A 25000-nucleotide genomic window follows, 5' to 3' on the forward strand; every position below is an offset into this window, starting at 1 on the left:
TTGGATGGTTTTACTCTACCTCAAATGCCAGACCTGTTCCACAGCTGGGGCACACGGTCATATCCATGGTGATGGAGGCACCGCAATTGGGGCAGACATATTCGGTCTCTCCATCCTCTTCGTCCTCAACGATATCTACATACTCGTTGATGGTGTCCTTGATTGCGATGATCTCTTCCTCATTCAAATCACCGAACCCTGCCAACTCCTCGTCACTGAGGTTGATGAACTCTTCAACACTATATACATCGTGGAATTGAAGCTTCTTGAGCAACATGGAATCGAGGGGGAGTTCAGAAAGTGCAATCTCATCCTCTTCGACAAAGCTCTCAGCCTCCGCCTCAACAGCCACTTCAGTGGCAACGAACTCCTGTTGAGGTATCTGTTCCTGTTCAAAGATTGGTTCACCATTACCGAAAATGCTTTCAGCCCTGAACCTGGCTTCCTTGGCGATATCCATCTCATCGAATTGGGCCTGGGTTTTCACATCAATCATCCAATCGACCAGTTTATTTGCCAATCGAACATTGAGGCCCTGCTTTCCAATGGCAAGAGAGAGTTGACTGTCCTCGACAATCGCTACTGCATGATAAATGTTCTTATCGATGATCACGACATCCTTGACCTGAGCGGGCGACAGGGCGTTGCGGATATAGTTTGCAGGATTCGTGTCATAGCGCAGAATATCGATTTTCTCTCCCTCTATCTCACTCATGATAGTCTGAATTCGATTTCCCTTCAACCCGACGCAAGCACCGACCGGATCGATATCGTCATTACGGCTGGCTACAGCAACCTTGGAGCGATATCCCGCCTCACGAACAATCTTGATGATGTCAATCTGGTTCTGGGCTATTTCAGGAACTTCGACCTCAAAGAGCTTGCGAATCAGTTCGGGGCTGGTCCTGGAGAGGACGACGCGAAGTCCACGTTCTGCTTTTTCGACTTTTTCCACATAGCACTTGATCTTGTCGTTGCTGCCATAGCTTTCTCGACTGGATTGGTTTCTTCTGGGGAGCAATCCTTCGGTGGTCCCGATATCCACATAGATATCGCCATTGGGAAGCTGCCGGCGATAGTAGCCGATGATCAACTGTCCTTCCTTGGCCTTGTACTCGCTGTACAGGGTATCCTTCTGGATGTCCCTGAAGCTCTGATGGGCACGCTGCTTTGCACTCTGGACGCTGATGCGGTCGAACTCCTTGAGATCGACCGGAATGAGCAATTCGTCGCCGATCTCACACTCCTCATGAATCTCCTTGGCCTCGCTGAGAGGAATCTCAGTAACCTCATTGTACCAGTTGTCATCGTCAACAATCTTTCTGCGGCTGGCAAGCTCGACCGACATGTAGTCTTCACTGAATTCAATGACTGCATTCTCATCGGTACCGAATTTACGTTTATACGCTGCGCGAAGTATGTCCTCGATGGTGCTGATGACCAGCTCTTCGGAAATGTTCTTTTCCGCTACCATACTCCGGATAGCGTCACCTATTTCAGTTGCCATGTGAATCGTCCTCCCATCTATAGTCGAGCTTTGCCTTCTGGATGTCGGAAAAAGCTACAGACATAGTCTCAATCATCTCTTTTGCATCCTCAATAAAAACCTGTGAGAGCTGTACGGAAGTCTGGTCGGCCTGTGCTATGATTCCACTGACCCACGCTTCCTTGCTCGTATCATACACTCTGACTCGCTTGCCCGTAAACAAGCCGAACTCGTACACATCCTTAAACGTTCGCTGCAGTCCAGGCGTACTGACTTCGAGCTGAAGATCACGTTCTCCAAGCTGCAACTCCATACGTGGATACACAAGGCGGTAGACCTTTGCACAGTGGTCAACGCTCACTTCTGCTTCTTTTGCGACTATCACCATGGTAACGGTGACACTTTTTCCCCGATCAATGCGATTGATGTCTACCAGAGTAATCCCCATCGCCTCGAGCAGCGGTTCATACTCCATGAACAAATTGGTTTTTTGTATTCCTGTTGCTAACATATAATTCCTAAAAATTCATAAAAAAGGGATACGCCTGCCAGCGATCCCCCAATAATCAAACATATCCTGATTTGCATAGTAAGCACTTGCTTCATTTTTGTCAACTCAGCAACCAATGTCTGCAGCGTCATGGGGATTCTTCTTCAAGAAAGTGCATCAGATTCCGCATGTAATGCCTGTCATTCGCCTTAAGAGAAAAATTTAAGCAGATTCTAAGCACATAAAATTTACACAATAGTAAAAATGTCGAATATACTTATCATGTGCAGGGTCTTGCCGATAGTGAAAACTATACATGGAGGTGGTGAGTGGCACCGTTCAGTCGTAAAAGATTGTTGCATGGCATGTCCAAGCGGGAAGTACGTGATTTGTATGCCTTTATTGGCTTTACCGCACCGACTTTCATTTTACTGGGTGTTTTCATTTTCTGGCCCATTTTCTACAGCTTCTACTTGAGCCTGTTCAAGTGGAATATGATTTCACCCAGAAAAACATTCCTGGGTTTTCAGAATTATCAAGACATGTTCAATGATGCCGTATTCTGGTTGGTGGTTAAAAACACCCTTCTGATGGCTTTCTTCACCGTTATCGTTAAAATGGCCATTTCCTTGTATCTGGCAGCCCAGCTCAACAAGAAGGTGAAAGGAAGCTCGGTGTACCGAGCAATTATTTTCTCCCCCACATTCACGGCCAATGTTGCGATTGCCATGGTCTGGGCTTGGATTTTTGAACCTACATACGGTCTGCTCAGAGTAGTAATGAAACCTTTGGGATTTCCGATGATCGATTGGATACACAGCACTACACATTCGCTGCCGGCGGTGATCATCGTTTTGATTTGGAGCGGTATAGGCTATGATATGGTTCTATTTCTTGCAGCACTTAAAAACATATCCTTGGAAATATACGACGCAGCTTTGGTCGATGGAGCAAATCCCTTCCAGACTTTCTGGCATATCACCTTTCCTTTGATCTCTCCTACCACATTCTTCTTATTGATAACAGGATTCATCAATGTATTGAAAGCGTTCGACATCGTGCGAATCATGACTGAGGGAGGGCCGTTGAACTCCTCCAACGTTGTTGTTCATTTTCTGTATCAAAATGCCTTCCAATGGTTCAGAACCGGCTATGCATCGGCATTGGCGCTGATGCTCTTTGTATTCATCATGTTCATCACCCTGATTCAGAACCGGTTGTCAAAACGGTGGGTGCATTATTAGGAGGCGGTATGCAAGTGAATCAGATTCAACCGAACCGATTATACAAGATTGCCTCCAAATTCATTACACACAGTATTCTCTTTCTGGCGACCATCGGTATCGGAATGCCTTTTGTCTGGATGCTCATCACGGCAATCAAGAGTCCCCAGGAAGTGTCAATCTTTCCGCCCATATGGTGGCCTGAAGTAGTCAGGTGGGATAACTTTGTCACTGCGTGGCAGACTGCTCCTTTCGGGCGTTTTTATATAAACAGCATCGTGACTGCAGCCGCAGGCGTACTTTTTGGCTTGATCACTTCATCCTTCGCAGCCTATGCATTTGCCCGAATCCGTTTCAGATACAGGGATTTCTTCTTCTTGCTGATGCTTGCTGCCATGATGATTCCCGGCCAAATCGCCTTGATTCCCAATTATGTGATTCTTGCGAAACTAAAATGGATCAATACGTATCAAGGCATTGTAGTGCCCCATATAGCGAATGTATTCGGGGCTTTCCTGTTGAGACAGTATTTCATGACCATTCCTGATTCCCTGTACGATGCTGCTGAAATAGATGGTCTGGGCCATCTGAAAATCATGCTGCATGTCGCCCTCCCCCTTTCAAAACCTGTTTTTGGAACCTTGCTGCTCTATTTGTTCATTCAGAAGTGGAACGCATACCTGTGGCCGTTGATTGTTACTTCCAAGCAAAACATGCGGACACTTCCAGTCGGTCTTGCAATGATACGTTCTGCAGAATATGCAATAGGCCCGGAACATCTGATGGCGGCATCAATTTTTGTTCTTGTGCCTGTATTGATAATCTACTTCTTCGCACAAAAGCAATTAATCGAAGGAATTGCGTCCGGCGCCGTCAAAGGTTAACCAAAGGAGATTCGGTATTTTACCGATTTGTTAGTTCAAGGAGGAGTTCAAGATGAAGAAAAACGTTGCTATCGTACTATTGATTGCGATGGTTCTGTTCGTGACCACCGGTTTATCGGCCGCAGGTCAGGTAGAGCAAGCGAAACCGAGTGGACCAATCAAAATCATCTACTGGAGAAGCCTGACCGGAGTAGCCGGGGAAGCCCAGGAAGAGATTGTAAAGCGCTTCAATGCATCAAGAAGCGACATCATCGTCGAATCTCAGTTCCAAGGCGCCTATGCAGAAATCCTGCAGAAGTTGCAAGCCGGTCTTGCCGCCGGTGATGTACCCGATCTTGTTCTGCTCGATTCACCCCATTTACAGATTTTTGCGAAAGAGGGGGTATTGGTAAATCTTGATGCCTTTGTGGCAAAGGAGCCGAAAGCATTCCTTGACGATTACATACCTGGACTGCTGGCCGACAGTTACTATAATAAAAACCTCTATGCACTTCCGGCACTCAGAAGCACCCCGCTGCTCTATATCAATGAGGATATGCTGGAGGAGGCCGGACTTCCCAGAAAAGCCCCTGCTACGTGGGATGAATTCCGTGAGTATTGCAAGAGGTTGACAAAAGTCGATGCCAATGGAGAAACAATCCAATATGGTGTCGGCTTTACGATGGGAGCCACCACAGCCCATTGGTATTTCCAAGGTGCAGTGTACGCCTTTGATGGAAAAATCAGCGACGAAACGTTTGCAGTGCATTTGACCGAACCTCCTACGGTAGCTGCAGCTACACTCTGGCAGGATATGGTATTCAAGGATAAGAGTGCTGTTCCTTCCACCTCTCATGACGACCTGTTCAACAAGAAGGTTGCCATGGTATTCGGTTCCACCGGCTCAATGGGCAATGTGATGAACCGCTCGACCTTCAAAGTCCTTCCAGCATTCATCCCCGGACAGGTTCGCAATGGTGTGCCGGTAGGAGGATCGGTGCTTGCAATGCCCAGTACCGACAAGTGGCGACAATGGGCGGCGTGGGAGTTCATGAAGTACTTTACCGGTACCGACAGCCAGGCATATCTTGCCGAGAAAACGGGATACATGCCCAACAGCACCTCTGCAAGCAAGCATCCCGATCTTGTAAAGTATTACGCCGCGAATCCTCAATGGAAGGTTGCCATCGACCAACTGAAATACGTCCAACCCCAAGCCAGTGTAATTAGTCTTCCCAAGGGGACGGAGATTCTTCGTCAGATGGTTGAGAAGCTGCTTATCGCAAATATGGATGTCAACAAAGTAATGGCTGAAACCAAAGCAGATCTCGAGAAAGAGTACAACGAGAATTTCAAATAGAGAATAGGAGTGTGATGGCCGCTTGTGCGGCCATCAACGTCATATCGTTGCTATACAAGTGCTCATGCAACGTCCCTTGGCTCTTGCATTCATGCTCGAGCCAATATGCATACTCCGACAGAAACGTCTCCTGTTGTCTGTATGAGTTCGCGTGCCCTCCTACAGGTATTACCCGTAGTGAAGATGTCATCGAGAATGAGAAAGTTGTGGGTGCCGTCTTGGAAATAGGCTTGCATGTTCTTCAAGGCTTTCTTTTTTAGTATGAGATTGTTTGTCTGTTGACGCTGTTTTCGCGTCAACAGTGTGTACAAATCATGTCTTTGTTGTGCGAGCAATCGAACGGATGAAAGATGTAATCGTCTGCAGAGTATGGCTGTCACCAGTGCCATGTGGTCGAATCCCAGATTCCGTTTTCCCGATATTGAGGATGGGATGGGAATGAGTATCGGTGAGCCGAATTTTCTCACTAAAGGCTCAAAGAGGGTTGCCAACTGCCAGGCTGCCTGAACGTTGCCGGCATGCTTGTATGACGTAATAAGTTGCTCGAGAATCCCATCATACACGCCATAAGAAAGCAGTGCATCCTGACAGAAATCACATCCATACGCCGTATCGAGAACAGGCGTGCCGCAGGTTGGGCAACGGTGCTCATAGAGCTGTGCATAAGAAAGTGAAGCGAGCTTTTTCCTGCACCCTGAGCAGAGTGGAGCATCGGAGAGGGCATTGCATGTCAAACACCACATACCCCTTAAGAGGCAATGGTTGTCATTTTGCTTGCAGCATCTCCTGTAATCCTTTCAGAAACAGAAGCGCTTCCAAAGGCGATGACTGCTCTATCGAGAAAGAACGCAATCGATGCAATGCTTCCTGTTCACTTTCATCGTAATATATGTGCTGCGGCGAATCCTCATTGATTGCACTGAATAAATCCGGTTGCACGGAAATAAAATCATACTCGGCGAAATGTTGTTTCTGGAATGTTCGGGCATGGGTCAGGACATCCCTGCCGATACCAGCCATACGCGCAACATTCAAACCATAGGATGAGTTTGCGATTCCTTCCACCACCCTTCGCAGGAACCTCACCTGCCCGCCTTGCTCCGAAACTTGCAGGGTGAGCAGCTGGATGGCGGAGGTGTCGATTCTGGCCAGCTCATGGTAGTGGGTGGCAAAGAGCGTTTTTGCCTGCATTTGCAGTAGCTGTTGCATCACGGCATATGCGATGGACATTCCGTCCTGGGTGCTGGTTCCCCTTCCGAGCTCATCGACGATGACCAAGGAGTTTCTGCTGGCGGTGCGCAGAATGTGGGCGGCTTCCTGCATCTCCACCAAGAATGTCGACTCGCCTCGAGCCAGATTGTCACTTGCACCTACCCGGCAGTAGAGCTTGTCTACAATCCCCAAGCGGGCCTTTGCAGCCGGAACATAGCTGCCGATCTGGCTGAGCAACACTAAAAGTGCTGTCTGCCTGAGGAACGTGGATTTACCTGCCATATTAGGACCGGTTATGAGACAAAACCGTTTACCGGTACTGCCGATTACGAGATCGTTGGCAACAAACTGACCGGCTCCGAGGTGTTGTTCAACCACTGGATGCCTGCCACCCTCAAACTCCAACACATCCTCATCCGTGAAAACGGGTTTGCAATAGGAGTGCGTTACGGCCGTAGATGCAAAACTCTGCAGACAGTCCAAATCACTGAGGAAACGGCTGATCGACAAGAGGGATTGCTGCAGATTCATCACCTCTTCAACCAACGTCTCATACACCTGCCGTTCCCGCTTTTCGGCTTCGTAGGAGCTGGCAAGTATTTTCTGTTCACATGCTATGAGTTCATCACTGGTAAAGCGCTCGGCATTGACGAGAGTCTGTTTCCGATAGAATGTGGCCGGAACTCTGTCCGCCTGGGCCTTGGAGACTTCAATATAGTGGCCCAGGATCTTGTTCGAGGAGAGACGGAGCGTTGTAATGCCGGTTTCCCCCCTGATCTTATCCAGATACGCATCCAAAATAGCCTTGCCGCCACCCTTTACCGCTCTGAGTTCATCCAGTTCAGCATCAAAGCCTGAGACGATGATTTTCCCTTCCTCGAAGGGACCCTGATGATCGTCGGCTATGCCATCAGCAATGCGTCTGGCAACAACAGCAAGTGCCGTAAGTGTCTCTTCCTGCAAGCCATCACCCAATAACTCTTGGTATCTGCCATCTGCAAGGTTGAAAAACGAGCGGATGGTTTGGCTGATACCTACTAAATCCTTGGGCACATGGCGGTGCATGGCCAACCGACTGGAAAGACGTTGTAAATCGAGTACTTGCTTCAGATGTGAACGAACTCTGGCCAGTTCGCCGCGGTCTTCATATAAAAGTGTTACCCAACGCTGCCTGAACGTAATCTTTGCAATATCGGTAAGTGGACTTGCAATCCATTGTTTCAGTTGCCTTGCTCCCATACTGGTCAAGGTTGCATTGATTGAAGCATAGAGGGTGTACTTCTCCGATCCGTCTGCGAGATTGGTCAAGAGTTCAAGGCTCTTCCGACTTGCCTCGTCGATGTGGAGAAATTGCGATTCGGGGACGACGGTGTATCCTTCAATCTGGTTGAGGCTGGTCTTTGCCGTCTCCCTAAGGTACCACAGCAATGCCCCGGCACTGCTGAGCATCGGATCTTTCGCTTCAAGTCCGAATGCTTTCAGCGAAGCCGATCCAATCTGATTGCAGAGCCTCTGATATCCTTCAGAAATACTGAAGTGCCAGGAGGGAAGTTTGGTGACCATGGCCGGATGGCCGTCCATCAGGGCTTGGAAGTCCTGATGAAGGAAATAGTCATCCTCATTTACTAAGATTTCACGTGGGTTGACCTGCTGCAGTACACTGAGCAGCATGGCGTACCGATTGTCCTTATCGACCAAGCGCAGGAAAAATTGTCCGCTGGTGATGTCGGCATAACTTATGGAAAAACCTTGTTTCTGAAAGGAGAGACTGAGGACAAAACTGTCCCGGTCGGCTTGCAAAAAATCCTCTTCCACCACAGTGGCGGGTGTAACCACCTGCACCACTTCGCGTTTGGCAAGCTGGCGTGTGCCGTCAGGCAGCTCAGTCTGTTCGCATATGGCGATTTTCTTACCTGCTTCCAAAAGACGTTTGATGTAGACTTTTGCTGCATGGTAGGGAATTCCGCACATCGGTTGACCGTTGCGTTTGGTTAGCGTGAGATTGAGAAGACGAGAAACCTCGACGGCATCCTCTTCGAACATCTCGTAGAAATCACCGAGACGGAAGAAAAGGATGCTCTGTTGGTGTTGCTCCTTGATCTGACGGTACTGTACCATCATCGGAGTCAATTTCTCTGCTTCTTTTTCCATGCTTAGTACAACGTCGTGGTAATGGCGAGGACCAGTTTCAGCCCGCTCTCATCACTCTTACCCTTGAAAATATTTCCTCCGACCCACGAGAATGCATCATCGATGTAGCTTGCATTCTTAACCAAATACAAGCCGAGCGGGAAACCTGGAACCTTCAGCTTTATGCCGGCCCCTGCAGAGAAGTACCACGCCAAATCCGATGCACCGATGGTATTCAGATCCGTGCTCACACCGGTGGCACTTGCATATACCTCGGCTGAGAGTACATTGTGGGCAAGCGGCCAGCTGATGGAAACTTGGTTGTCCCATAAATAAGCCTGGTCAAAAACCACGTTGAATCCGCGGCCTGTATTCATCCCGTCGATGTACAGCATTTCGTAGCGGGTGGCTCCCTGTTTTGCATCGTACCAATTCCAGGAGTCTGTATCATAGTGCTTGTAGTACTGCGGGAGCATTGCACTGAGGCTGGTGGTGACTCCAAACACAACATTGGCAGGCTTCTCATCCAAATCAAAAGTGAACAGCGTAAGATAGCCGCTTGCCGAGCTTGATGTCCTGATGTAGTTGGAAAGTCCCCCGAGGATGCCTCCTGCATAGGTGAAGCTCTGACTCAAGTAATAACCACGGCTGGTGTTCTCGATCAAATCCCTCCCGTCCCAGGCGAAGGAGAGCGTGAGGCGATTGCTGAACTGCCATTTATCGTGGTAGAGCTTGATAAGTCTCTCATACGGATCATATACATTATCGTCGTACTGGGCGTAGTTCAGTCCGACGGTGATGCCTCCGCCGACATTCAGCGAACCAGGTTGGAACATGAAGGTGTAGCCGGTATTGTATCCCAAGGAAATACGATAGTAGGTATAGCTCATCAAATAGCGTGAGGAAGGCAGGGCTTGGTCGGCTGCCAGGTAACTGGCGTAACTGTCATACCCATAGGGATACGGATTCTCTTCAATGGAGATCTCATCGTGGCCTGTGTAGTATTTGCTGCCGATACCCCGCTGCAACGCAGAATCCTTGACACTGCGTTCAAAATTGAAGGAGAGTCCATTCGACCAACGCCTGTTTCCGAACCATCCATCGGTGAATGAAATGGATATGTTCTGGGTATCAGGGCTGAGGTTTGTGGCGATGGCAAGGTCTCGTCCAGTACCACCGAGGTTCTTGTCCGACCACTGCAGGAAGCCTGAGACGGGGAACCCGTCCACGTTGCCGCCGAAGGTTGCACCAAACTGGATATCCATCTGGTTGCCCTCCACCACCGTAAATACGGGGATGACGCTTCCTTCCTGAGTACCGTTGATGATATCAAACTGCACATCGGTAACGATCAAGGTATTGTAGATGTTCTGGGCGCTCTTGATCAGTTTTTCCTTCGAGAAGATATCACCTTTTGCAAAGGTTAGTTCACGCTCGAATACATAGGGCTTTGTTTTGGTCAGTCCTTCGATGCGGATATCCTCGATGACTGCCTGTTGATTCTCCTGCACCTTGAGGATATAGGTGACTGTCTTGTCCTCGTCACTACGCACAAGATCGCTTGAGATCAGATTGAAGATGTATCCGTTGTTCCAGTACAGGTCGGTGACCGCGGTGATTTCACGCTGCACGCGCGATACATCAAGCACCGAACCCTGCTTCATGGAAATGAGCGACTGGAACTGCTCATCGGTAAAGACCGTGTTTCCCTCAACCTCGATGCCGCCGAAGAACCACTGTTCTCCCTCTTTGACCGTGAATACAACCCTGAGTCGCGTGTAGGCATCGTCATCGGTGCTGATGTCCTCGGTTCGTACATCCATGATTTCAGCATCGATGTAGCCTCTGCTTTGGTAGAAGGAGATAAGCTTTTGCTTGTCGGTTTCTATGGTAAGTGGATTGTAATACCCTGAGTTGAAGTAACTGACCTGCTTGGATGAGAGTTGCTTGGAGAGCATGTCGGATGAAAGCTTCTCATTGCCTTCGAAGACAATTTGTCCAATGCGCTTCTGCTGATTTTCAATAATCCGGTAGGTAAGATCGGCTGAATTGCTTGCTTCATCGATGGTATATTCACTTTCAACGGTTGCATCGGCAAAACCTTTTTCCTGATACAAGGAGACAATCTTTTGCTTGGAAAGTTCGATATTCTGCTCATCCAGGAACAACCCTTCCTTGGCGAGCAAAACTTCTGCTATATCCTTCGTCTTGATGCCCTGGTTCCCTGCAATTGTTGCTGTACGGATATACGGCAACTCATAAAACGTCATGGCAATCTGCAGTTCGTTGTTGCCCTCCCCTGTCCTCTGGGCATCGGCAAGGAAGTACAGAAAGTTCTCCAGACCATAGAGTTCACCCTGCAACTCATTAAATACTGCATCACTGAAAGTTTTGCCGATATACTTGTACTGGATATCCAATACAACGCTCTCCTTTACATTCTGCAACCCGCTGTTGGAAAAGGATGCAATACGCTTTCCGACATACCAAGGGTCGGTATCAGCGGCGGCAAGGAATGAAAAAGATAGGGCTGAAATGAGCACAATGCTCACAAGAAAGCGTGTAAGGCGCTTGTCCATGATGTCTCCTCTATAAACGTGTTTAACGCAAAACAATTCGTTTGGTTACACTAAAGCCAATGGTATCCAAAATATTAGTGAACGACAACTCGTTGGGTTGGGTAAAGAAGGAGAATGTCCCCAGCGGGTTCACCCAATCCAGCGAGAGCTCGAGATCGAGGGAGATGTCGGGTGAAATGAACGAACGCTTCACCCGGGAACGGTCCATGGCGCTCAGATGCACAAGAGCCTGCAGGAAAAACTGTCTTCCCACATACTTGCCCATGAAGATGGACGTATTGTTCAGATACCGAGCCAAGGGAGTAAGCGTTCCTCCGATGTTGCTTCCCGGCAGTGCATCAAACAGAATGTTCTGCAAAATATTGCTGCGAATGCTGAACATATCCAGGCCGAGAGAGATGCGAATGGACTCGGTCAAGGCGGTTGTCTGACTTGCATCTATGTACCCGAGCCTCTCGGCAACATCGGTGGCAGCGGCCGCAAGGCTCACGACGCTGTACAGGTTCACCTCTCCATATGCTCCGGTGGGCAGGATTGACTGGCCCAGGATCTCCAGAATCTCATTCACATCCTTGGAGGGAATCGATTCAAATTGTGGATTGAGGTTGGAGAGTCCGGAATCACGCAGCACCAAAAAGATATCCACGCGATTGCCCTGAGCATCGAAGTCGGTCATTTTTGCTCGAAGGTTGATGGTTGGTTGAATCTGATTCCTGCCGGTCAAGGCATCGGTATGGATGGCCAATGACCCTTCGGTTATGAAGAAGTTCTTCTGGAAATAATAGATTTCACCACTTCTGAAGGAAAGCGTACCGTCGGCAACAAACTCATCGGTGATGTGGTCATACAAGAATGAAATATTCTGGTTTTCCGTTATGGTCGCTTTTATGAACGGATTGGGGGTATTGGGGTAGTAGAAGGAAACATTCTTGCCGGTAACTACATCAAAATTGGTCGTAGTCAGGTTGTTCGCAATATACCAATCAGGCAAATCCCTGATACCCAAGGTCATCGTGGTATCCTGGATGGTGACCTTCCCGTCAAGCCATGTTTCGAATCCAACACCGAACAAGTTGAACGTTCCGCCGGCATACGTTCTAATATCTGCATCGAATCCCTGCATGGGTATCCATACATATACCTTCTCATCGCCGCTATCTGCATGGATTTCGTAGTTTTCCAAGCGCAAACCATCAAAGGATGCACCGAGCCATCCATATCCCTCAATGGTTTTGCCGGTAACACTGTTGGTGGAGAAGAACGGGACACGCGCTGTGATGGCACGGCTTCCATCGCTGGTCGCACTCACGTTCTTCATTGTGATGATGTCCTGAGGAAGCCAGAAGAGTTGCATCCGGGCCGAGTCGACCCACAACTGTCCATACGGCCTGAACCCGTCCTCTGTTTTGGCAATGAACAACTCCCCTTCGGCCACACCGTCAAGGAAGGAAAAAATCGGTTTGAGGAATGTTCGATTCAAAAAAGGAAGAGGCATATGGATATCGGTGATGCTCAACCCGAAATCAGAATCAGAAACAGAACCTTCAACGGCAAACCCTATACCGAAGGATTTGTTGAGTGCAGCCTTCAATTGTCCGGTTGCATGTGCATAGGTGAGATCGAGATGGTCGCCGCCGATCGAAAGCAGGCCATCGTCGAGATTGATGAAATAGGTGCCGTCGCTGATGCCTCCTTCTCCATATACAAGAACATCGGAGATGCTGAGCTTTGCCATAAGGTTGCCGCCGAGTATCGGCTTGAGGGCTGCTGGAAGTGTAAATATCGATTGCATGGTTCCAAGATCGATGGATACATCATAGCTAAGCTGTGACATCTGATCATTGTAGGAGAGATGCCTGATATGTTCAAATCTACCGGAGGAACCAAGCATTGTTCCATCGAACGTTACAGCTTCACCTTCATAGGAAAAATCAGGCATGGTGAGTCTGGATTCGTAAAAATTCAATGCATTCTGGTTGAATGCAAGTTTGGAACTGAAGATGGCATCGCCGCGTGCAAGATCCAGAAGTCCGTCAACACTCGCCGTACTCTTGAAATCGGAATACCCGACCGCTGAGAAAGTAACTACGGTATTTTCCAGGGTTTTTGAGAATCGGTCCAAGGGAAGCGCAGAGAGCTCTATGGCTCCGCTTATCCGGTCCGCTTCTCCTAGGAGTGAAATGGAGATTTTTCTCTTTTCTTGCGCATCAAGGCTGAAAACAGCCTCGAATGGTGCAAGGAAGGAGGCTTGGATAAGTGTTGCAAAATCGGTTCCCCGATAGCTGAGCCTGCCGGGGAATACAAACTCGCCTTCCTTCAGCATAAGGTCCGAAAGTAAAAGCTCCCGCTCCGATGCAGTAAGTGATGTATTGACATCATACAACCTGTTTTGGAATTGCACCCCTTCAAGGGCGAGCCGGCTGCTTCTCACATGCCAATCACGAAGGTTGAAGTATTCTGCTTCCAAGTCGCCGTAAATTGAAGCAAGAGCAAAAAATCCAGAATCCGGCAGCCGCAGGCCATCGAATTTCAAGGAAGTAATGAGCGGAGGAGCAAGATTCGCCGTCAGGCCCAGATGCTCCATTTGGTCGAGTGAGAATTGAAGCGTACTTGTATCAAGACGAAAGGTGAAGGGATACGTGGTTGAGAAGACAGAGAAGTCTGCACTTCCTACAATGTATTTGGAGGCTTCCCTGCTGATCGTCCCTTCTACAAGCAGGGATGGCTCGAAGGGGGTGGTGACATTAAATCGATATTCTGACGGCGGGATGTCTAAAAAATTGATGGAAAGCATGCGCTGACCATCGTCGATGCGGAACAGGTCCAATCCTCCACGGGGCAACCAGTAGTTGAGTTCGGTTGAGCCCGAAAAAACAAGACGATAGCCGCTGCTGGCAAGCGTCATGGCATCGACGAGAATCGAGTCCCCTTGGATATCGGCGAGGAATGTGAATCCGGCATCCAGTTCAACCTTGCCCACTTTCGCCGAGAGCAACGCCAACTCGATGGCGGCCTTGCCATCGAATGGAAGTATGCTCCCCCCCCCCTTCGACGACTGGAAGGAGATGTTTCCGATCAGATTTGTTCCTTCCTGGTAGTAAGGCTTGATGAACGGTGCATACGTCTCGAACATCGGGGAGAGGATGCTCAAGGGGAAATTATCCAGACGAGAGGCAATATGGAAGGTGCCTTCGGAGGAGGATGGCAGATTGTAGATCGATCGGATTGACAGCTTGTCCTGATAATCAAGTTCAGCCTGCAATTGGCTGGTTTGTCGGTTTGACTGGTAGGAGAATCGAGCCGAAAGTGGTTTTGTCGTAAAAGAAGAGTTCAAGCTGGTGAACAGGGCCGAGCTGCTGAGCGATGTGTCGTCCTCTCGATATGCAAACGATGCTGAGAGCGGTGAAGTGATGAATATGTCCCTCTCTTGGAACAAGGCTTGAGCATTCGCTTGCAGGCTCAGCTCGATATCCATCAGTCTCAAGCCATCAAGATTTGCATTGGCCTCGACGTATACGCCGGTAAGACCTGCAGCAAGCGCATCATCCGCATACTGTATACGTCCCAGTGAAAGTTGGAGTTTCAAGGTATCATCGGCTGTATACTGTGCGTTTGCCAGCAGGCTCTCCAGCTCAAGTGAAAGCTCCTGTCCATACACAGCCGTGAAGCGCGATCCCTGCTTGATAGCAAGACCGAAAGACAGGTTTTCATCCTGTTTTCGCGCAGTAAAGGTCGCTGTCGGCGAAAGAACATGAATCCGGCCATAGTCAACTGAAAGCAAGTCGTATGAGAGTGTTGTATAGTCAAAGGCGCCATCCTTGAGTTGGATATTGCCCGAGAGTGTGGGAACAGAAGCATTCAATGGTTCCGCCGAGACCGTCAAGTCGGACAACGATAGGTCTATCGAGGTACCGAGGTCGGAAAACGAAAGTGAATCAAGTGCCCCCAAAGCCACCAGCTGGTTGAATGAGATTTCCAAGCCCTGTCCCAGCAAACTGACTTTGCTGACTCTGACCAAGGCATTTCCTGCACCGTCAAGACTCAGATCCGATTCATCGAACATCCCTTTCCCCAAGGGTGTTGTGAAATCAAAGGCAGAAATACTGCCTCTGACAGAGGGAAAGGTATTCTTGCTGTCCAGCAGGAAAGTGATTGAGGAATTCTCTACATCTGCAGTAAAATCTGGTACATCCACTGAAGCACGAAGATTCTTGAAATCTATGGAGACCGTGTTTGATTCCAACCAGGTTTTCAGAGGCGAGGAGGAGGCTGAGCCTTCAAAAGACAATTGGTCCAGGGTGCCTGCAATACGCACTTCAGGCTTTTCAACGGAAATTGAAATCTGCTTGGAACCGAATAAGAACGAGTTCAGCAACTCGGGAAGACCCCCCGCTACTTCAATGTGGGATGCGGTAACGGAAGAGTCTCCAGAAAGAGACAGAGAAGGATTGTTGATGATGAGCGTTTTCAGGAACATTCGGTCGATACTCTCAGCCTTGAAGGAGACAGGTTTTCCTGCATCGAAGGATTGCAGAAGACGGTCGGCAATATATTGGCTTGGATTTCCCATACCCAGGTTGACCATTCCATACAGGCAAAGAATGGCACAGCTTATGAGAACAAGAACCGAAACCGTAATGTCTTTGAGAGTTGTATGATATCTCACCTTTCATCCAGTATAGCCCATTGTCGAAATCTTGGGCACCTCTTTTCATGTTGGTTCGATGGAGTTTGATAAGGCTGGGATGAAAAACTCATTTACCTTGCTTCGCTTTTACCGTACCATACAGTCATGATAGGAGATATGCATATGCCTTCAGTATTGACCAATTTTATCGTTTTTGAGGGTTTGGACGGGGCCGGAACCACCACGCAGATGCAACTGCTTGCAGAGGCGTGCGATCGGTCGGACCGCCCGTGCCGTGCAACATTCGAACCAACCGACAAACCTATCGGGCGTTTGGTTCGATCGGTGTTGCAAAAGCAGATACTTACCACCCCCTTGGCGCTGGCTATGTTGTATGCAGCCGATAGGGAGGACCACCTGTATAATCCGGTATATGGGCTTGTACACGATTTGGAAGCCGGTAAACTGGTGATATCCGATCGATATCTTTACTCTTCACTTTCCTATCAAGGGGTGGAATGTGATTTTAAAAAGATTGCGAGCCTCAATGAGTTCCCCTCCCCCCAGTATGTTTTCTTCATCGACACACCGGTGGAGGAGTGCCTCAGGAGAATCAACAGCAGGGGAAACGAGGCCGAACTCTTCGAGAAGCAGGAGTTCCTGCATAAAGTAAAGGAAAATTACGAACGCATTTTCAGCTCGCTCGACCCTGCGGTTACCCTTGTTCGCTTGGACGGACTTTTGAAGAAAGAGGAGATAGCTGCTCAGATCCAAGAGATTCTTTTCAGCAAATGAACATCGCATCCCCGTAACTGAAGAATCGGTATGACTCGGAAACAGCATGCCTGTAAGCCTTGTCTATCAGTTCTTTCCCGGCGAAGGTGGAGACCAGGACCAAGAGAGTCGATTCCGGGGTGTGGAAATTCGTCAGTAGCTGGTCCACAATCTTGAATGCATAGGGGGGTCGGATAAAGAGATTCGTCCGACCCTGCCCATGTTCCAGCAAACCGGTTTCGGTGTTGAAGGCACTCTCCAGGGTTCTTACGCTGGTCGTCCCCGTGGCAACAATCTTCCGTCCTTGCGCCTTCGCCTCATTGATGATGCGTGCACTCTCTTGCGAGATCTCATAGGACTCATAATGCATATGATGATCTTCAAGATTTTCCGTCCTGACAGGAAGAAAAGTTCCAGGTCCAACATGCAGCGTTACTGCAACGATGGTGCAACCTTTGTCCCGAACCGAAGCGAGTATCTCATCGGTGAAATGAAGCCCCGCGGTCGGTGCGGCAACCGACCCTTCCTTCTGTGCATACACGGTCTGGTATCGATTCTCATCGGCAAAGCTGTCATCGCGCTTGATGTACGGAGGGAGTGGAACATGCCCGAGTTTTGTGAAAAACATCTCATCCAGTATTTGGTCGAACCTGATGGTTCTGGTGCCGTCATCGTTGGCCTTGATGATGCAGCCGGTTCGGACATAGCTTCCTTGGGCATCACTGAAGGTGTAGTGTTTGCCTACATGCTGCTTCTTGGTTTTTGTGACCATGACGTTCCAGCTGTGGTCGAGATTCTCCTCCAAGAAAAGAAACTCCACGCGACTGCCCGTTTCGCTTACGGCGTACACGCGAGCTTTTCGTACCTTGCTGTTGTTTATAACCAAAACACTTCCTTTCTCAATATAAGAGGAAAAGTTGGTCATCTGTTCATCGATTATGGTTCCAGTCTGCTTGTCGAGCACCAGTAGACGATCGGTGCCTCGTCGGTCGACCGGTGTCTGTGCTATCAGGTGCTCGGGCAGGTCAAAAGAGTATTCCTTGATTGTCATCCATGTTCCTTTTGCAGGGAATACCCAGCAAATCATAAGCTTTTTTAGTGGTCATTCGTCCACGGGGAGTTCTCTTGAGGTATCCTTTTTGAATCAGGTACGGTTCGTAAAAATCCTCAAGCGACTCAATGGCTTCCCCGACACTGATCGAAAGCGTCTCAGCCCCTACCGGTCCACCGTCGTAAAACTCAATGATGGTTCGCAAAATATTGCGGTCCTGGGTCTCAAGGCCGTTGGTATCGATGCCAAGTCGTTCCATTCCATGGTCGACTATGGGGATGGTTACGTTTCCGTCCCCCATAACCGATGCAAAGTCCCGAAGCCTTCTGAGCAGGCGGTTTGCGATTCTCGGGGTTCCTCGGCTGCATCGGGCAAGGTGCGCAATGGCATCCTTGTCAATGTGTACGGCCATGATCTCCGCCGATCGATGAATGATTGATGCGAGCTCGGCCTCATTGTAGAAATCGATGTGGCAGGTGATGCCGAAGCGTGATGAGAGCGGGCTGGATACTGAACCGGCCTTGGTGGTTGCTCCCACCAAGGTGAACTTAGGCAGAGGGATGCGCATCGTGCGGGCTGCAGGACCTTGCCCGATCACCCAGTCGATCTCAAAATCCTCCATGGCGATGTAGAGCATTTCTTCAAGAGCCGGCTTGAGTCGATGAATTTCATCGATGAAAAATACCGATCCCTCGGTGACATTGGTGAGAATACCCGCAAGGTCCTTTGGCTTATCCAACGCCGGTGCGCTGGTCATCCTGATCTCAGCTCCCATTTCATTGGCAATGATGCTTGCCAATGTTGTTTTCCCAAGTCCCGGAGGGCCGATAAGAAACGTATGATCAAGTGGTTCCTTGCGCTCCCGGGCCGCCTGAATGAATACTGCCAGGTTGTCCTTCAGCCGCTGTTGGCCTTGAAAGTCTTTCAACATTTTCGGCCGAAGGATATTCTCCTGCTTGTCCGCCTCCTGTTGGAAGGAGGTGGAGACAACAGAGCTTTGTATCAAGTCGTTCAATTCAGTTTGGTGTGTGTCCATTCCCTCTCCTATCACCCAAGCAATTTGACAGCATTGCGAAACAACAGTTGTTCTGCATCATGGTGGCTGAGTTTCCCGATTGCTTCAGCTTCCTGCTGGCTCAGCGAATCAATTACTTCCTCAACCTTGCGTCTATCATAGCCCATATCGACCAATGCGTTGACAATGTCAGACCATGCACTGGCTTTGCCCTGGTTGCGCTGTACACCGGCTTTGCTTCGTTCATCCTCAAAAACAAGCACATTGCGAAGAGCAAGAATCATTTTCTGGCCTGTTTTAGGGCCGATACCCGGAATTGAGGAAAGAAGTTTCAGGTTCCCGGTATCGAGGGCTTCCGCAAGATGCCTGACACTGATGCCGCTGAGTATTTTCAACGCCTGCTTGGATCCGATTCCGGAGACGGTCTGCAGCTGCAGAAACGCTTCGCGCTCGGCTTCATCAAAGAAACCGAACAGCGACATGCTGTCCTCTCGATGCACCAGGACGGTCAGTACCCGTATACCCTTCCTCTCTTCAATGCCGAGGTTGCTGAGCTTGCTTGTGGTCTGTGCGGAGACAGAAAGAATGTACTCCACAAATCCTGCACGGAGTATAACCTCACCTTCCTGTACTCGAACTACATCTCCAATGATTGCGTTGATCATTACAATTTCATCCTTATCTGGGTAAAATCATATACAGCGAGGCATAAGGCTGCAGCCAAGGCATCCGACGCATGGTCCGGCTTGGGAATCTTATCAAAGCCCAACAGGATGCGGACCATCTCCTGGACCTGATGTTTCTCGGCACCACCGTACCCGGTAACCACCGTTTTAATAGTAGGCGGACTATACAACCGTACTGGAATTTCCAGCAAGGACAGTTGATGAATGCATGCACCGATGACTTTTGCCACCGGGATGGCGGAACTGACATTCTTGGTGAAGAAAATATCTTCCATCCCACAGATGGCAACATTGTGTTTGGTTGCCAACTCCCCTACTGATTTGGCAATGAAATGAATTCGTTCACTGTCAGGTTGCGTCGTGGAAGTCTTTATGACACCAAACGAAACAGGCCGGTTATGCTGTCCATCTGATTCGACAACACCCCAGCCTGTCTGTGCATATCCTGGATCGATGCCTAGGATTCGCATGCGTTATTCTTCGTCGCTGTCCTCAAAATCATCGGGGAGTTCCAGATTTGAGGAGACCTGCTGGACGTCGTCCAGTTCCTCGAGTTTGTCGATGATCTTGAGTACTTTGCGGGCTTTTTCACTTTCCAGTGTTACGGTCTGGTCTGCAACCTTCTCAACCTCAGCACTCTCCTGCTCGAAACCGGCACCCTGCATAGCTTCCAAGACGTTGGCAAAATCAGAGGGAGTGGTGATGACTTCTATGACTCCATCGCTGGTGGTCACATCATCGGCCCCGTTTTCCAAGGCTACCTCGAAAATCTGTTCTTCGCTGTATTTGCCTGCATCATAGGTGATGATGCCTTTGGTCTGGAACATGTAGGAGACACAACCGGTTGCACCGAGGGTGCCGCCGTTCTTGGTGAGTGTCGAACGAACATCGCTTGCTGTTCTGTTCTTATTATCGGTCAGTGTATCGATAATCAAGGCAACTCCACCAAGAGCATACCCTTCGTAGGTGAGTTCATAATACGTGGAGTTGTCGAGTTCCCCGGCACCTTTTTTGATTGCCCTGTCAATATTGTCCTTGGGCATATTCTCTGCGCGAGCCTTGAGGACTGCGGTACGAAGCCGTGCGTTGCTTTCAGGGTCTGAACCACCCATTTTAGCTGCAACGGAAATTTCCTTGATCAGCTTTGTAAACTTCTGACCGCGCTTTGCATCGGCGATACCCTTCTTGTGTTTGATTGTAGCCCATTTACTATGGCCGGACATAATTGAACCTCTTAACTTTATAGAATGCGTGAATTATCTCAACCCAATTAAGCTATCACAACAGGTAGAGGCGGTCAAGGGCTTACGAGATTACCAAGGCCAAACGGAGCAGGATTTCGTCAAGTACCATAAATCCATATTCTGTCAATACAAAGAGATCTTTTGCATCGTTGAACCAAGAGGAATCGAGGGCGGAAATTACTGGTAAAAAAAGTGTATCGAAATCTTTGCAATACCGTGCCTGAAATACCTGCTTGTCAATGCCCGTATTGGTTCGCAGTGCCATCATCAGGTACTCCTCCATTTGTTGGTTTGAATCAACAATCTCTTCCTCGTACCCGGTGAAGAGGGGTGAAGATGCATAATCGCGCAAATCCTGTACTTGGGAATAGTGGCGTGATACGGTTCCTTCCCTGATCGTTGAGGCTGCGCTGCTGCCAAGTCCAAGGTAATCATCCAGTTTCCAATACACCATATTATGTCTGCTCTTCTTCTCGTTGCGGCAGAAGTTTGAAACTTCGTAGTGGTCGAAGTGCAGACGACCGAGCTCTGCCCAAATCCCTGATAAAAAGTTCTGCTGACCGTCCTCATCCAAGACTGTTGTTGTACCGAGGCCGACCTGCTCGGCAAGCTCTGTTCCCTCTTCCACCGTAAGGCAATAGAGGCTGATGTGATCGGCCTCGCTGAGTGTGAGAACTTCCTTTAGGTCGGAGATTGCATCGTCGACGGTTTGCCCTGGAAGGCAAACCATCAGATCAAAGGAAAGTTCAATGCCATAGGCTTCATGCGCTTTCTGTGCAAGATTGATGCCCCTAAGGTTATCACATCGTCTGGCATTACGACCCAACCGATTCAGTGTAGCATCGTCCATGCTTTGGATGCCCATGCTCAGTCTGGTAACCAAACCTTCTGAAAATACATCGAAGAACGCTTCAGAAAAAGTTTCGGGATTCATCTCTACGGTGACTTCATCACTCAGACCGGCTTTAGCGGCTACAAGCAGTCTTCGTAATTGCTCGGCCGAAAGTGAGCCTGGATTGCCGCCACCGATGAAAATTGTGGCAAAACGTTCCACTCTGGAAGCGACTGCAAGAATCTCCTGTTCAAGTCGATCCACATAGGCGTTTAGAAATGCAGTATTTTCATTGATTGGTTCTGAATAGAAGGCACAATAACTGCAACAGGTGGTACAGAACGGGATGTGCAGATAGAGTGACAGGTCTCCATCGGAGGGAAAGCTGAGCACTATTTGTTCCCCATGTACCTGATTCTACTGAGAGGCCAAAAGAGAAATCTCACGCTGCCGTTGATTTTCTTTTGGGAGACGGGACCGAAGTATCTGCCGTCGCGACTGTTGTCCCTATTGTCGCCGAGCGGCAATACAGAACCTTGCGGAATATAGATGCCTCTTTTCATGGAGACACTAGCACTTCTTGCACTGCTGTCTGAAGGGTCGAAGAGATGTTTGCTCCGGTTCTTCGCCATTTCAAAGGCATACATATCATCGGGATAGTTGTCGTTTTGGACCAGCGCATAATTGCTCTTCAAATAAGAAGGTACACTGTTCATGTCCACACCCTTTTCTTGATAACCGAACAAAGAACCCCATGCCTTGATGCCGTTGTACAGATTGGCATCGATGCTGCGGTGAGGGCCGTCGACCAAGGAGAGTGATGTCCGAAAACTTTGGTCATCGATATAGTCGGAGAACCCGGCGCGCTTGATCTCAATATTGCCGTCGTTGAAACGGACATGTTCCAATCCCATCCCTATTGCTCGTTTCACATACAGTCGTTCGGCGATGCTGCCGTCCTCGTTTCGGTCGATGTTTACCAAAGAAAAGGTCCCCATGTAGATGATTTGCGAGAGGATGTCAAAAAAGGGTCCTTTGGATTTGTACTCGGGGTTGTAAAAGGTGATGATGTCATCGCGGTTTACTTGTCTGTTCGCCGATAGGATTTTCGGTCCGCTTGGATAGACTTCAATGCCATAGATGGTCTTGCTTACAAACACACGGTCGCCGACATTGAGCGTTCCGTCCATGGATGGCGTAGGGATGACAAAGAGTTGGAAAATGTATTGGTTGATCAGCAACACTGCAAATACGGCGAAAACGAGAGCATCAGCCCAACCTTTTACTTCACCGATGAAGGTCCGTTTGGGCTTGTTTGCAACTTCATAGGCTTTCAAGGCTTTCCTATGAGTGAGAAACCGTATGGTATTTCGCTCGATAAAACTCAACAATTGTTCCATAGCAAGCACGCTATCACAATAGGTCTGAGTTGACAAGCCAAGGGCGGACCGCTACCTTACTATGTATGAAAAGACGTATCGTTCTTCCTGATGTAGAAGAGGTGAAGCTGCCAGTTCTTTTTTCGATGAGACCCGGCCTCTATCTCCTTATTCTCTACACCATCTGCATCCTTGCTGTTCTTTTTTGTATTGCGTACCTCCCTGGTATTCTCAAGGGTGGTCGGTACGTCACCTTCACCGCCCCACTCTCCGAGAGCGGTGTAGTCCTCGATGGAACCTATCTGGGTGCTGCAGACAACCAATATTTCGTACGCAGCGGGGAGCATGAGGTTACCTACATGAAGGGAGGTGTTGCCTACGCTTCCCATACGCTTGATGTCGACCACCCGGTCTTCTTGACCTGGCTCTTTCATCGTACCAAGCAGGTAGGTGTTCCGGCTTTACAATTGGATGACGACCAAAAGAAACAGATCATCTCCTATGATCTTGAACAGATCCAGACTGCCGGCGCCATTCTCTCGTACGACGCGGTTACCCGCTACGAACCGGTGTACTCCAATTTGGCCGCAGACCTGAAGGCCTTGGATGTCCACCAAGACACGGCACAACAGGCACTCGAGCTTGCTCTTTTATATAGTTCCAATCAGACCATGCTTGAAGAAGCCAAAGAGGCGCTTGAATCATCTCAGATAAGCCGGACTTCCTTCATGCAGGAAATCCTCGTCTCGGCAGAAAGCCTATTTACAACAGGTACTTCATCAGTCGGAATGTCCTTTACAACCCCCACGATACGCAAACAAGAAACATCCCTCAACGCCGGTGACTTCGTGCTTCCAGGGTACGTGTATCCTCAGACGAGTTTTGTAATGGGACGCTCCACAGAACATACGTATCCGGCAATCAATGAGGCAGGTGTACAGATGACCACCCCTGCTTTTGCACTATCTGCTTATGAGGTCAACCAATATCAATGGGCTCTTTTTTTGGAAGAAAATCCGATGTGGGCGAAGGGCAATCTTTCCTCGCTTATAGAACAAGGCTTGGTCGATGAAGCATATTTGGCCGGCATTTCACCCTCAACTATTTTTGTGACCAATAGACCCATCCATAATGTAAGTTACTATGCCGCCCAAGCTTTTTGCGCATGGCTGAGTGAGAAAACCGGAAAAACCGTTTTCCTCCCCTCCGAGGGCATGTGGACGCTTGCTGCAGCAAGTCATGACAATTTGAAGTTCGATGCCTCACTTTCCCCTATTCCATCACAGCTTAAGGAGCCGGTTGCTCTACTTGGTGGTGTTTGGGAACTGACGCAAACCACGCATATTCCGTTGGCAAGGATTACGGATTACCAGAAAGCTCATGCTTTGCATCGGAGTTTCGGTCTTCCCCCGCAGCCGATCGTGAAAGGTGGAAGTTACCTCAATGATGCGAAGAGCATCTCATCCAATACCGTTGGAGTTGTCGATCCCGATGCATGCGGAGACCTCATCGGTTTCCGTGTTGCCTGGTATGAATAAATGAAACAAGATAAGAACACATTCAAGCCGCTTCAGAAGAACAAGAAGGCCTACTTCAATTATGAAGTCATAGAAGATTTGGAATGCGGCATTGCTTTGGTGGGTACTGAAGTGAAATCGTTGCGTGAAGGCCGTTTTAGTTTTGCCGACAGTTATGTAACAGTCACCGACCGGACGCTGACTCTGGTAGGACTTACCATACAACCCTACACACATGGGAACATCCATAACCATGACCCTAACAGGAACAGAAGACTGCTTGCCCACAAGAGTGAGATCAAGAGGCTCAAGCGCAAGGTAATAGAAAAAGGCTTTACCCTCGTCCCTACTTCCATCTATCTTCGAGGCAACTTGGTGAAAGTGCAAGTATCCTTGTGCCGTGGTAAACAATTGCATGACAAACGTGCCGCAACCAAGGAACGTGATTTGAACAGGGATATGCGCAGGGAAGTCAAGCAGCTACAGTACTAAAAGAATCCAATCGGAGTCATAAGAGAACACCAAGGAAGCA

19 protein-coding genes are annotated in these 25000 nt (G+C 48.9%); 6 read left to right on the forward strand and 13 right to left on the reverse strand.

Annotated elements, in window-relative coordinates:
- Positions 1-10: 10 nt before the first annotated feature.
- Together nusA and MUG09_RS07765 are read right to left on the reverse strand one after the other, a co-directional pair.
- Positions 11-1507: a transcription termination factor NusA gene (nusA, locus tag MUG09_RS07760; RefSeq protein WP_244775148.1), complete on the reverse strand. Its 1497-nt coding sequence runs from the start codon at positions 1505-1507 to the stop codon at positions 11-13.
- A complete protein-coding gene (locus MUG09_RS07765; RefSeq protein ID WP_244775149.1) occupies positions 1497-1961 on the reverse strand; it encodes an LSm family protein in 465 nt (154 codons plus the stop codon). The genes nusA and MUG09_RS07765 overlap by 11 nt, the downstream gene beginning before the upstream one ends.
- A 344-nt stretch (positions 1962-2305) precedes the next feature.
- On the opposite strand from MUG09_RS07765, the gene MUG09_RS07770 reads away from it, so the two are divergent.
- From MUG09_RS07770 to MUG09_RS07780, 3 genes are read left to right on the forward strand one after another with little or no spacing between them, the layout of a single operon-like run.
- Positions 2306-3220 carry a carbohydrate ABC transporter permease gene (locus tag MUG09_RS07770; RefSeq protein WP_244775150.1) on the forward strand — a complete coding sequence of 305 codons (915 nt, stop codon included), beginning with the start codon at positions 2306-2308 and terminating at the stop codon, positions 3218-3220.
- Between the two features lie 8 nt (positions 3221-3228).
- A complete protein-coding gene (locus MUG09_RS07775) occupies positions 3229-4083 on the forward strand; it encodes a carbohydrate ABC transporter permease (RefSeq protein WP_244775151.1) in 855 nt (284 codons plus the stop codon).
- Between the two features lie 52 nt (positions 4084-4135).
- A complete protein-coding gene (locus MUG09_RS07780; RefSeq protein WP_244775153.1) occupies positions 4136-5422 on the forward strand; it encodes an ABC transporter substrate-binding protein in 1287 nt (428 codons plus the stop codon).
- An 89-nt stretch (positions 5423-5511) separates the two neighbouring features.
- On the opposite strand, the gene MUG09_RS07785 is transcribed toward MUG09_RS07780, so the two are convergent.
- From MUG09_RS07785 to MUG09_RS07800, 4 genes are read right to left on the reverse strand one after another with little or no spacing between them, the layout of a single operon-like run.
- Complete coding sequence (locus tag MUG09_RS07785) at positions 5512-6165, reverse strand: ComFC family protein (protein WP_244775156.1); 654 nt, start codon at positions 6163-6165, stop codon at positions 5512-5514.
- Positions 6166-6187: 22 nt separating this feature from the next.
- A complete protein-coding gene (gene mutS / locus MUG09_RS07790; RefSeq protein ID WP_244775158.1) occupies positions 6188-8785 on the reverse strand; it encodes a DNA mismatch repair protein MutS in 2598 nt (865 codons plus the stop codon).
- Between the two features lie 2 nt (positions 8786-8787).
- Positions 8788-11343 carry an outer membrane protein assembly factor BamA gene (bamA, locus tag MUG09_RS07795; RefSeq protein WP_244775161.1) on the reverse strand — a complete coding sequence of 852 codons (2556 nt, stop codon included), beginning with the start codon at positions 11341-11343 and terminating at the stop codon, positions 8788-8790.
- 22 nt (positions 11344-11365) lie between these two features.
- Positions 11366-16009, reverse strand: a complete 4644-nt coding sequence (locus MUG09_RS07800) for a translocation/assembly module TamB domain-containing protein (protein WP_244775163.1) — start codon at positions 16007-16009, stop codon at positions 11366-11368.
- Positions 16010-16153: 144 nt separating this feature from the next.
- Between MUG09_RS07800 and tmk the strand changes: the two genes are divergently transcribed.
- Positions 16154-16765, forward strand: a complete 612-nt coding sequence (gene tmk, locus MUG09_RS07805) for a dTMP kinase (RefSeq protein ID WP_244775166.1) — start codon at positions 16154-16156, stop codon at positions 16763-16765.
- Here tmk and queA read toward each other — a convergent pair.
- From queA to lepB, 7 genes are all read right to left on the reverse strand, one after another.
- Positions 16755-17795: a tRNA preQ1(34) S-adenosylmethionine ribosyltransferase-isomerase QueA gene (gene queA / locus MUG09_RS07810; protein WP_244775168.1), complete on the reverse strand. Its 1041-nt coding sequence runs from the start codon at positions 17793-17795 to the stop codon at positions 16755-16757. The two genes, tmk and queA, sit on opposite strands and share 11 nt — an antisense overlap.
- A complete protein-coding gene (gene ruvB, locus MUG09_RS07815; RefSeq protein ID WP_244775169.1) occupies positions 17770-18831 on the reverse strand; it encodes a Holliday junction branch migration DNA helicase RuvB in 1062 nt (353 codons plus the stop codon). Before ruvB ends, queA begins: the two co-directional genes overlap by 26 nt.
- An 11-nt stretch (positions 18832-18842) precedes the next feature.
- Entirely contained in the window at positions 18843-19475 is a 633-nt protein-coding gene (ruvA, locus tag MUG09_RS07820) for a Holliday junction branch migration protein RuvA (protein WP_244775170.1), read from the reverse strand.
- A complete protein-coding gene (gene ruvC / locus MUG09_RS07825) occupies positions 19475-19966 on the reverse strand; it encodes a crossover junction endodeoxyribonuclease RuvC (protein WP_244775172.1) in 492 nt (163 codons plus the stop codon). The genes ruvA and ruvC overlap by 1 nt, the downstream gene beginning before the upstream one ends.
- 3 nt (positions 19967-19969) lie before the next feature.
- A complete protein-coding gene (locus MUG09_RS07830; RefSeq protein ID WP_244775174.1) occupies positions 19970-20719 on the reverse strand; it encodes a YebC/PmpR family DNA-binding transcriptional regulator in 750 nt (249 codons plus the stop codon).
- A gap of 82 nt (positions 20720-20801) precedes the next feature.
- Positions 20802-21965 carry a radical SAM family heme chaperone HemW gene (gene hemW, locus MUG09_RS07835; protein WP_244775176.1) on the reverse strand — a complete coding sequence of 388 codons (1164 nt, stop codon included), beginning with the start codon at positions 21963-21965 and terminating at the stop codon, positions 20802-20804.
- A complete protein-coding gene (gene lepB, locus MUG09_RS07840; protein ID WP_244775178.1) occupies positions 21965-22972 on the reverse strand; it encodes a signal peptidase I in 1008 nt (335 codons plus the stop codon). The genes hemW and lepB overlap by 1 nt, the downstream gene beginning before the upstream one ends.
- 65 nt (positions 22973-23037) lie before the next feature.
- Between lepB and MUG09_RS07845 the strand changes: the two genes are divergently transcribed.
- Entirely contained in the window at positions 23038-24489 is a 1452-nt protein-coding gene (locus MUG09_RS07845) for a formylglycine-generating enzyme family protein (protein ID WP_244775180.1), read from the forward strand.
- A complete protein-coding gene (gene smpB, locus MUG09_RS07850) occupies positions 24490-24960 on the forward strand; it encodes an SsrA-binding protein SmpB (RefSeq protein ID WP_244775182.1) in 471 nt (156 codons plus the stop codon).
- Positions 24961-25000: the final 40 nt, after the last annotated feature.

The sequence above is a fragment of the Sphaerochaeta associata genome (genome assembly GCF_022869165.1).
In the GTDB taxonomy this organism is placed as follows: domain Bacteria; phylum Spirochaetota; class Spirochaetia; order Sphaerochaetales; family Sphaerochaetaceae; genus Sphaerochaeta; species Sphaerochaeta associata.

What these genes read in the sequence shown, in the direction of transcription:
- bamA (WP_244775161.1), bottom strand. Translation starts at nt 11,343, where the DNA reads ATGGACAAGCGCCTTACACGCTTTCTTGTGAGCATTGTGCTCATTTCA.
- mutS (WP_244775158.1), bottom strand. Translation starts at nt 8,785, where the DNA reads ATGGAAAAAGAAGCAGAGAAATTGACTCCGATGATGGTACAGTACCGT.
- MUG09_RS07765 (WP_244775149.1), bottom strand. Translation starts at nt 1,961, where the DNA reads ATGGAGTATGAACCGCTGCTCGAGGCGATGGGGATTACTCTGGTAGAC.
- MUG09_RS07845 (WP_244775180.1), top strand. Translation starts at nt 23,038, where the DNA reads ATGAAAAGACGTATCGTTCTTCCTGATGTAGAAGAGGTGAAGCTGCCA.
- smpB (WP_244775182.1), top strand. Translation starts at nt 24,490, where the DNA reads ATGAAACAAGATAAGAACACATTCAAGCCGCTTCAGAAGAACAAGAAG.
- ruvA (WP_244775170.1), bottom strand. Translation starts at nt 19,475, where the DNA reads ATGATCAACGCAATCATTGGAGATGTAGTTCGAGTACAGGAAGGTGAG.
- MUG09_RS07830 (WP_244775174.1), bottom strand. Translation starts at nt 20,719, where the DNA reads ATGTCCGGCCATAGTAAATGGGCTACAATCAAACACAAGAAGGGTATC.
- MUG09_RS07775 (WP_244775151.1), top strand. Translation starts at nt 3,229, where the DNA reads ATGCAAGTGAATCAGATTCAACCGAACCGATTATACAAGATTGCCTCC.
- lepB (WP_244775178.1), bottom strand. Translation starts at nt 22,972, where the DNA reads ATGGAACAATTGTTGAGTTTTATCGAGCGAAATACCATACGGTTTCTC.
- nusA (WP_244775148.1), bottom strand. Translation starts at nt 1,507, where the DNA reads ATGGCAACTGAAATAGGTGACGCTATCCGGAGTATGGTAGCGGAAAAG.
- MUG09_RS07780 (WP_244775153.1), top strand. Translation starts at nt 4,136, where the DNA reads ATGAAGAAAAACGTTGCTATCGTACTATTGATTGCGATGGTTCTGTTC.
- MUG09_RS07785 (WP_244775156.1), bottom strand. Translation starts at nt 6,165, where the DNA reads ATGTGGTGTTTGACATGCAATGCCCTCTCCGATGCTCCACTCTGCTCA.
- ruvB (WP_244775169.1), bottom strand. Translation starts at nt 18,831, where the DNA reads ATGGACACACACCAAACTGAATTGAACGACTTGATACAAAGCTCTGTT.
- ruvC (WP_244775172.1), bottom strand. Translation starts at nt 19,966, where the DNA reads ATGCGAATCCTAGGCATCGATCCAGGATATGCACAGACAGGCTGGGGT.
- tmk (WP_244775166.1), top strand. Translation starts at nt 16,154, where the DNA reads ATGCCTTCAGTATTGACCAATTTTATCGTTTTTGAGGGTTTGGACGGG.
- queA (WP_244775168.1), bottom strand. Translation starts at nt 17,795, where the DNA reads ATGACAATCAAGGAATACTCTTTTGACCTGCCCGAGCACCTGATAGCA.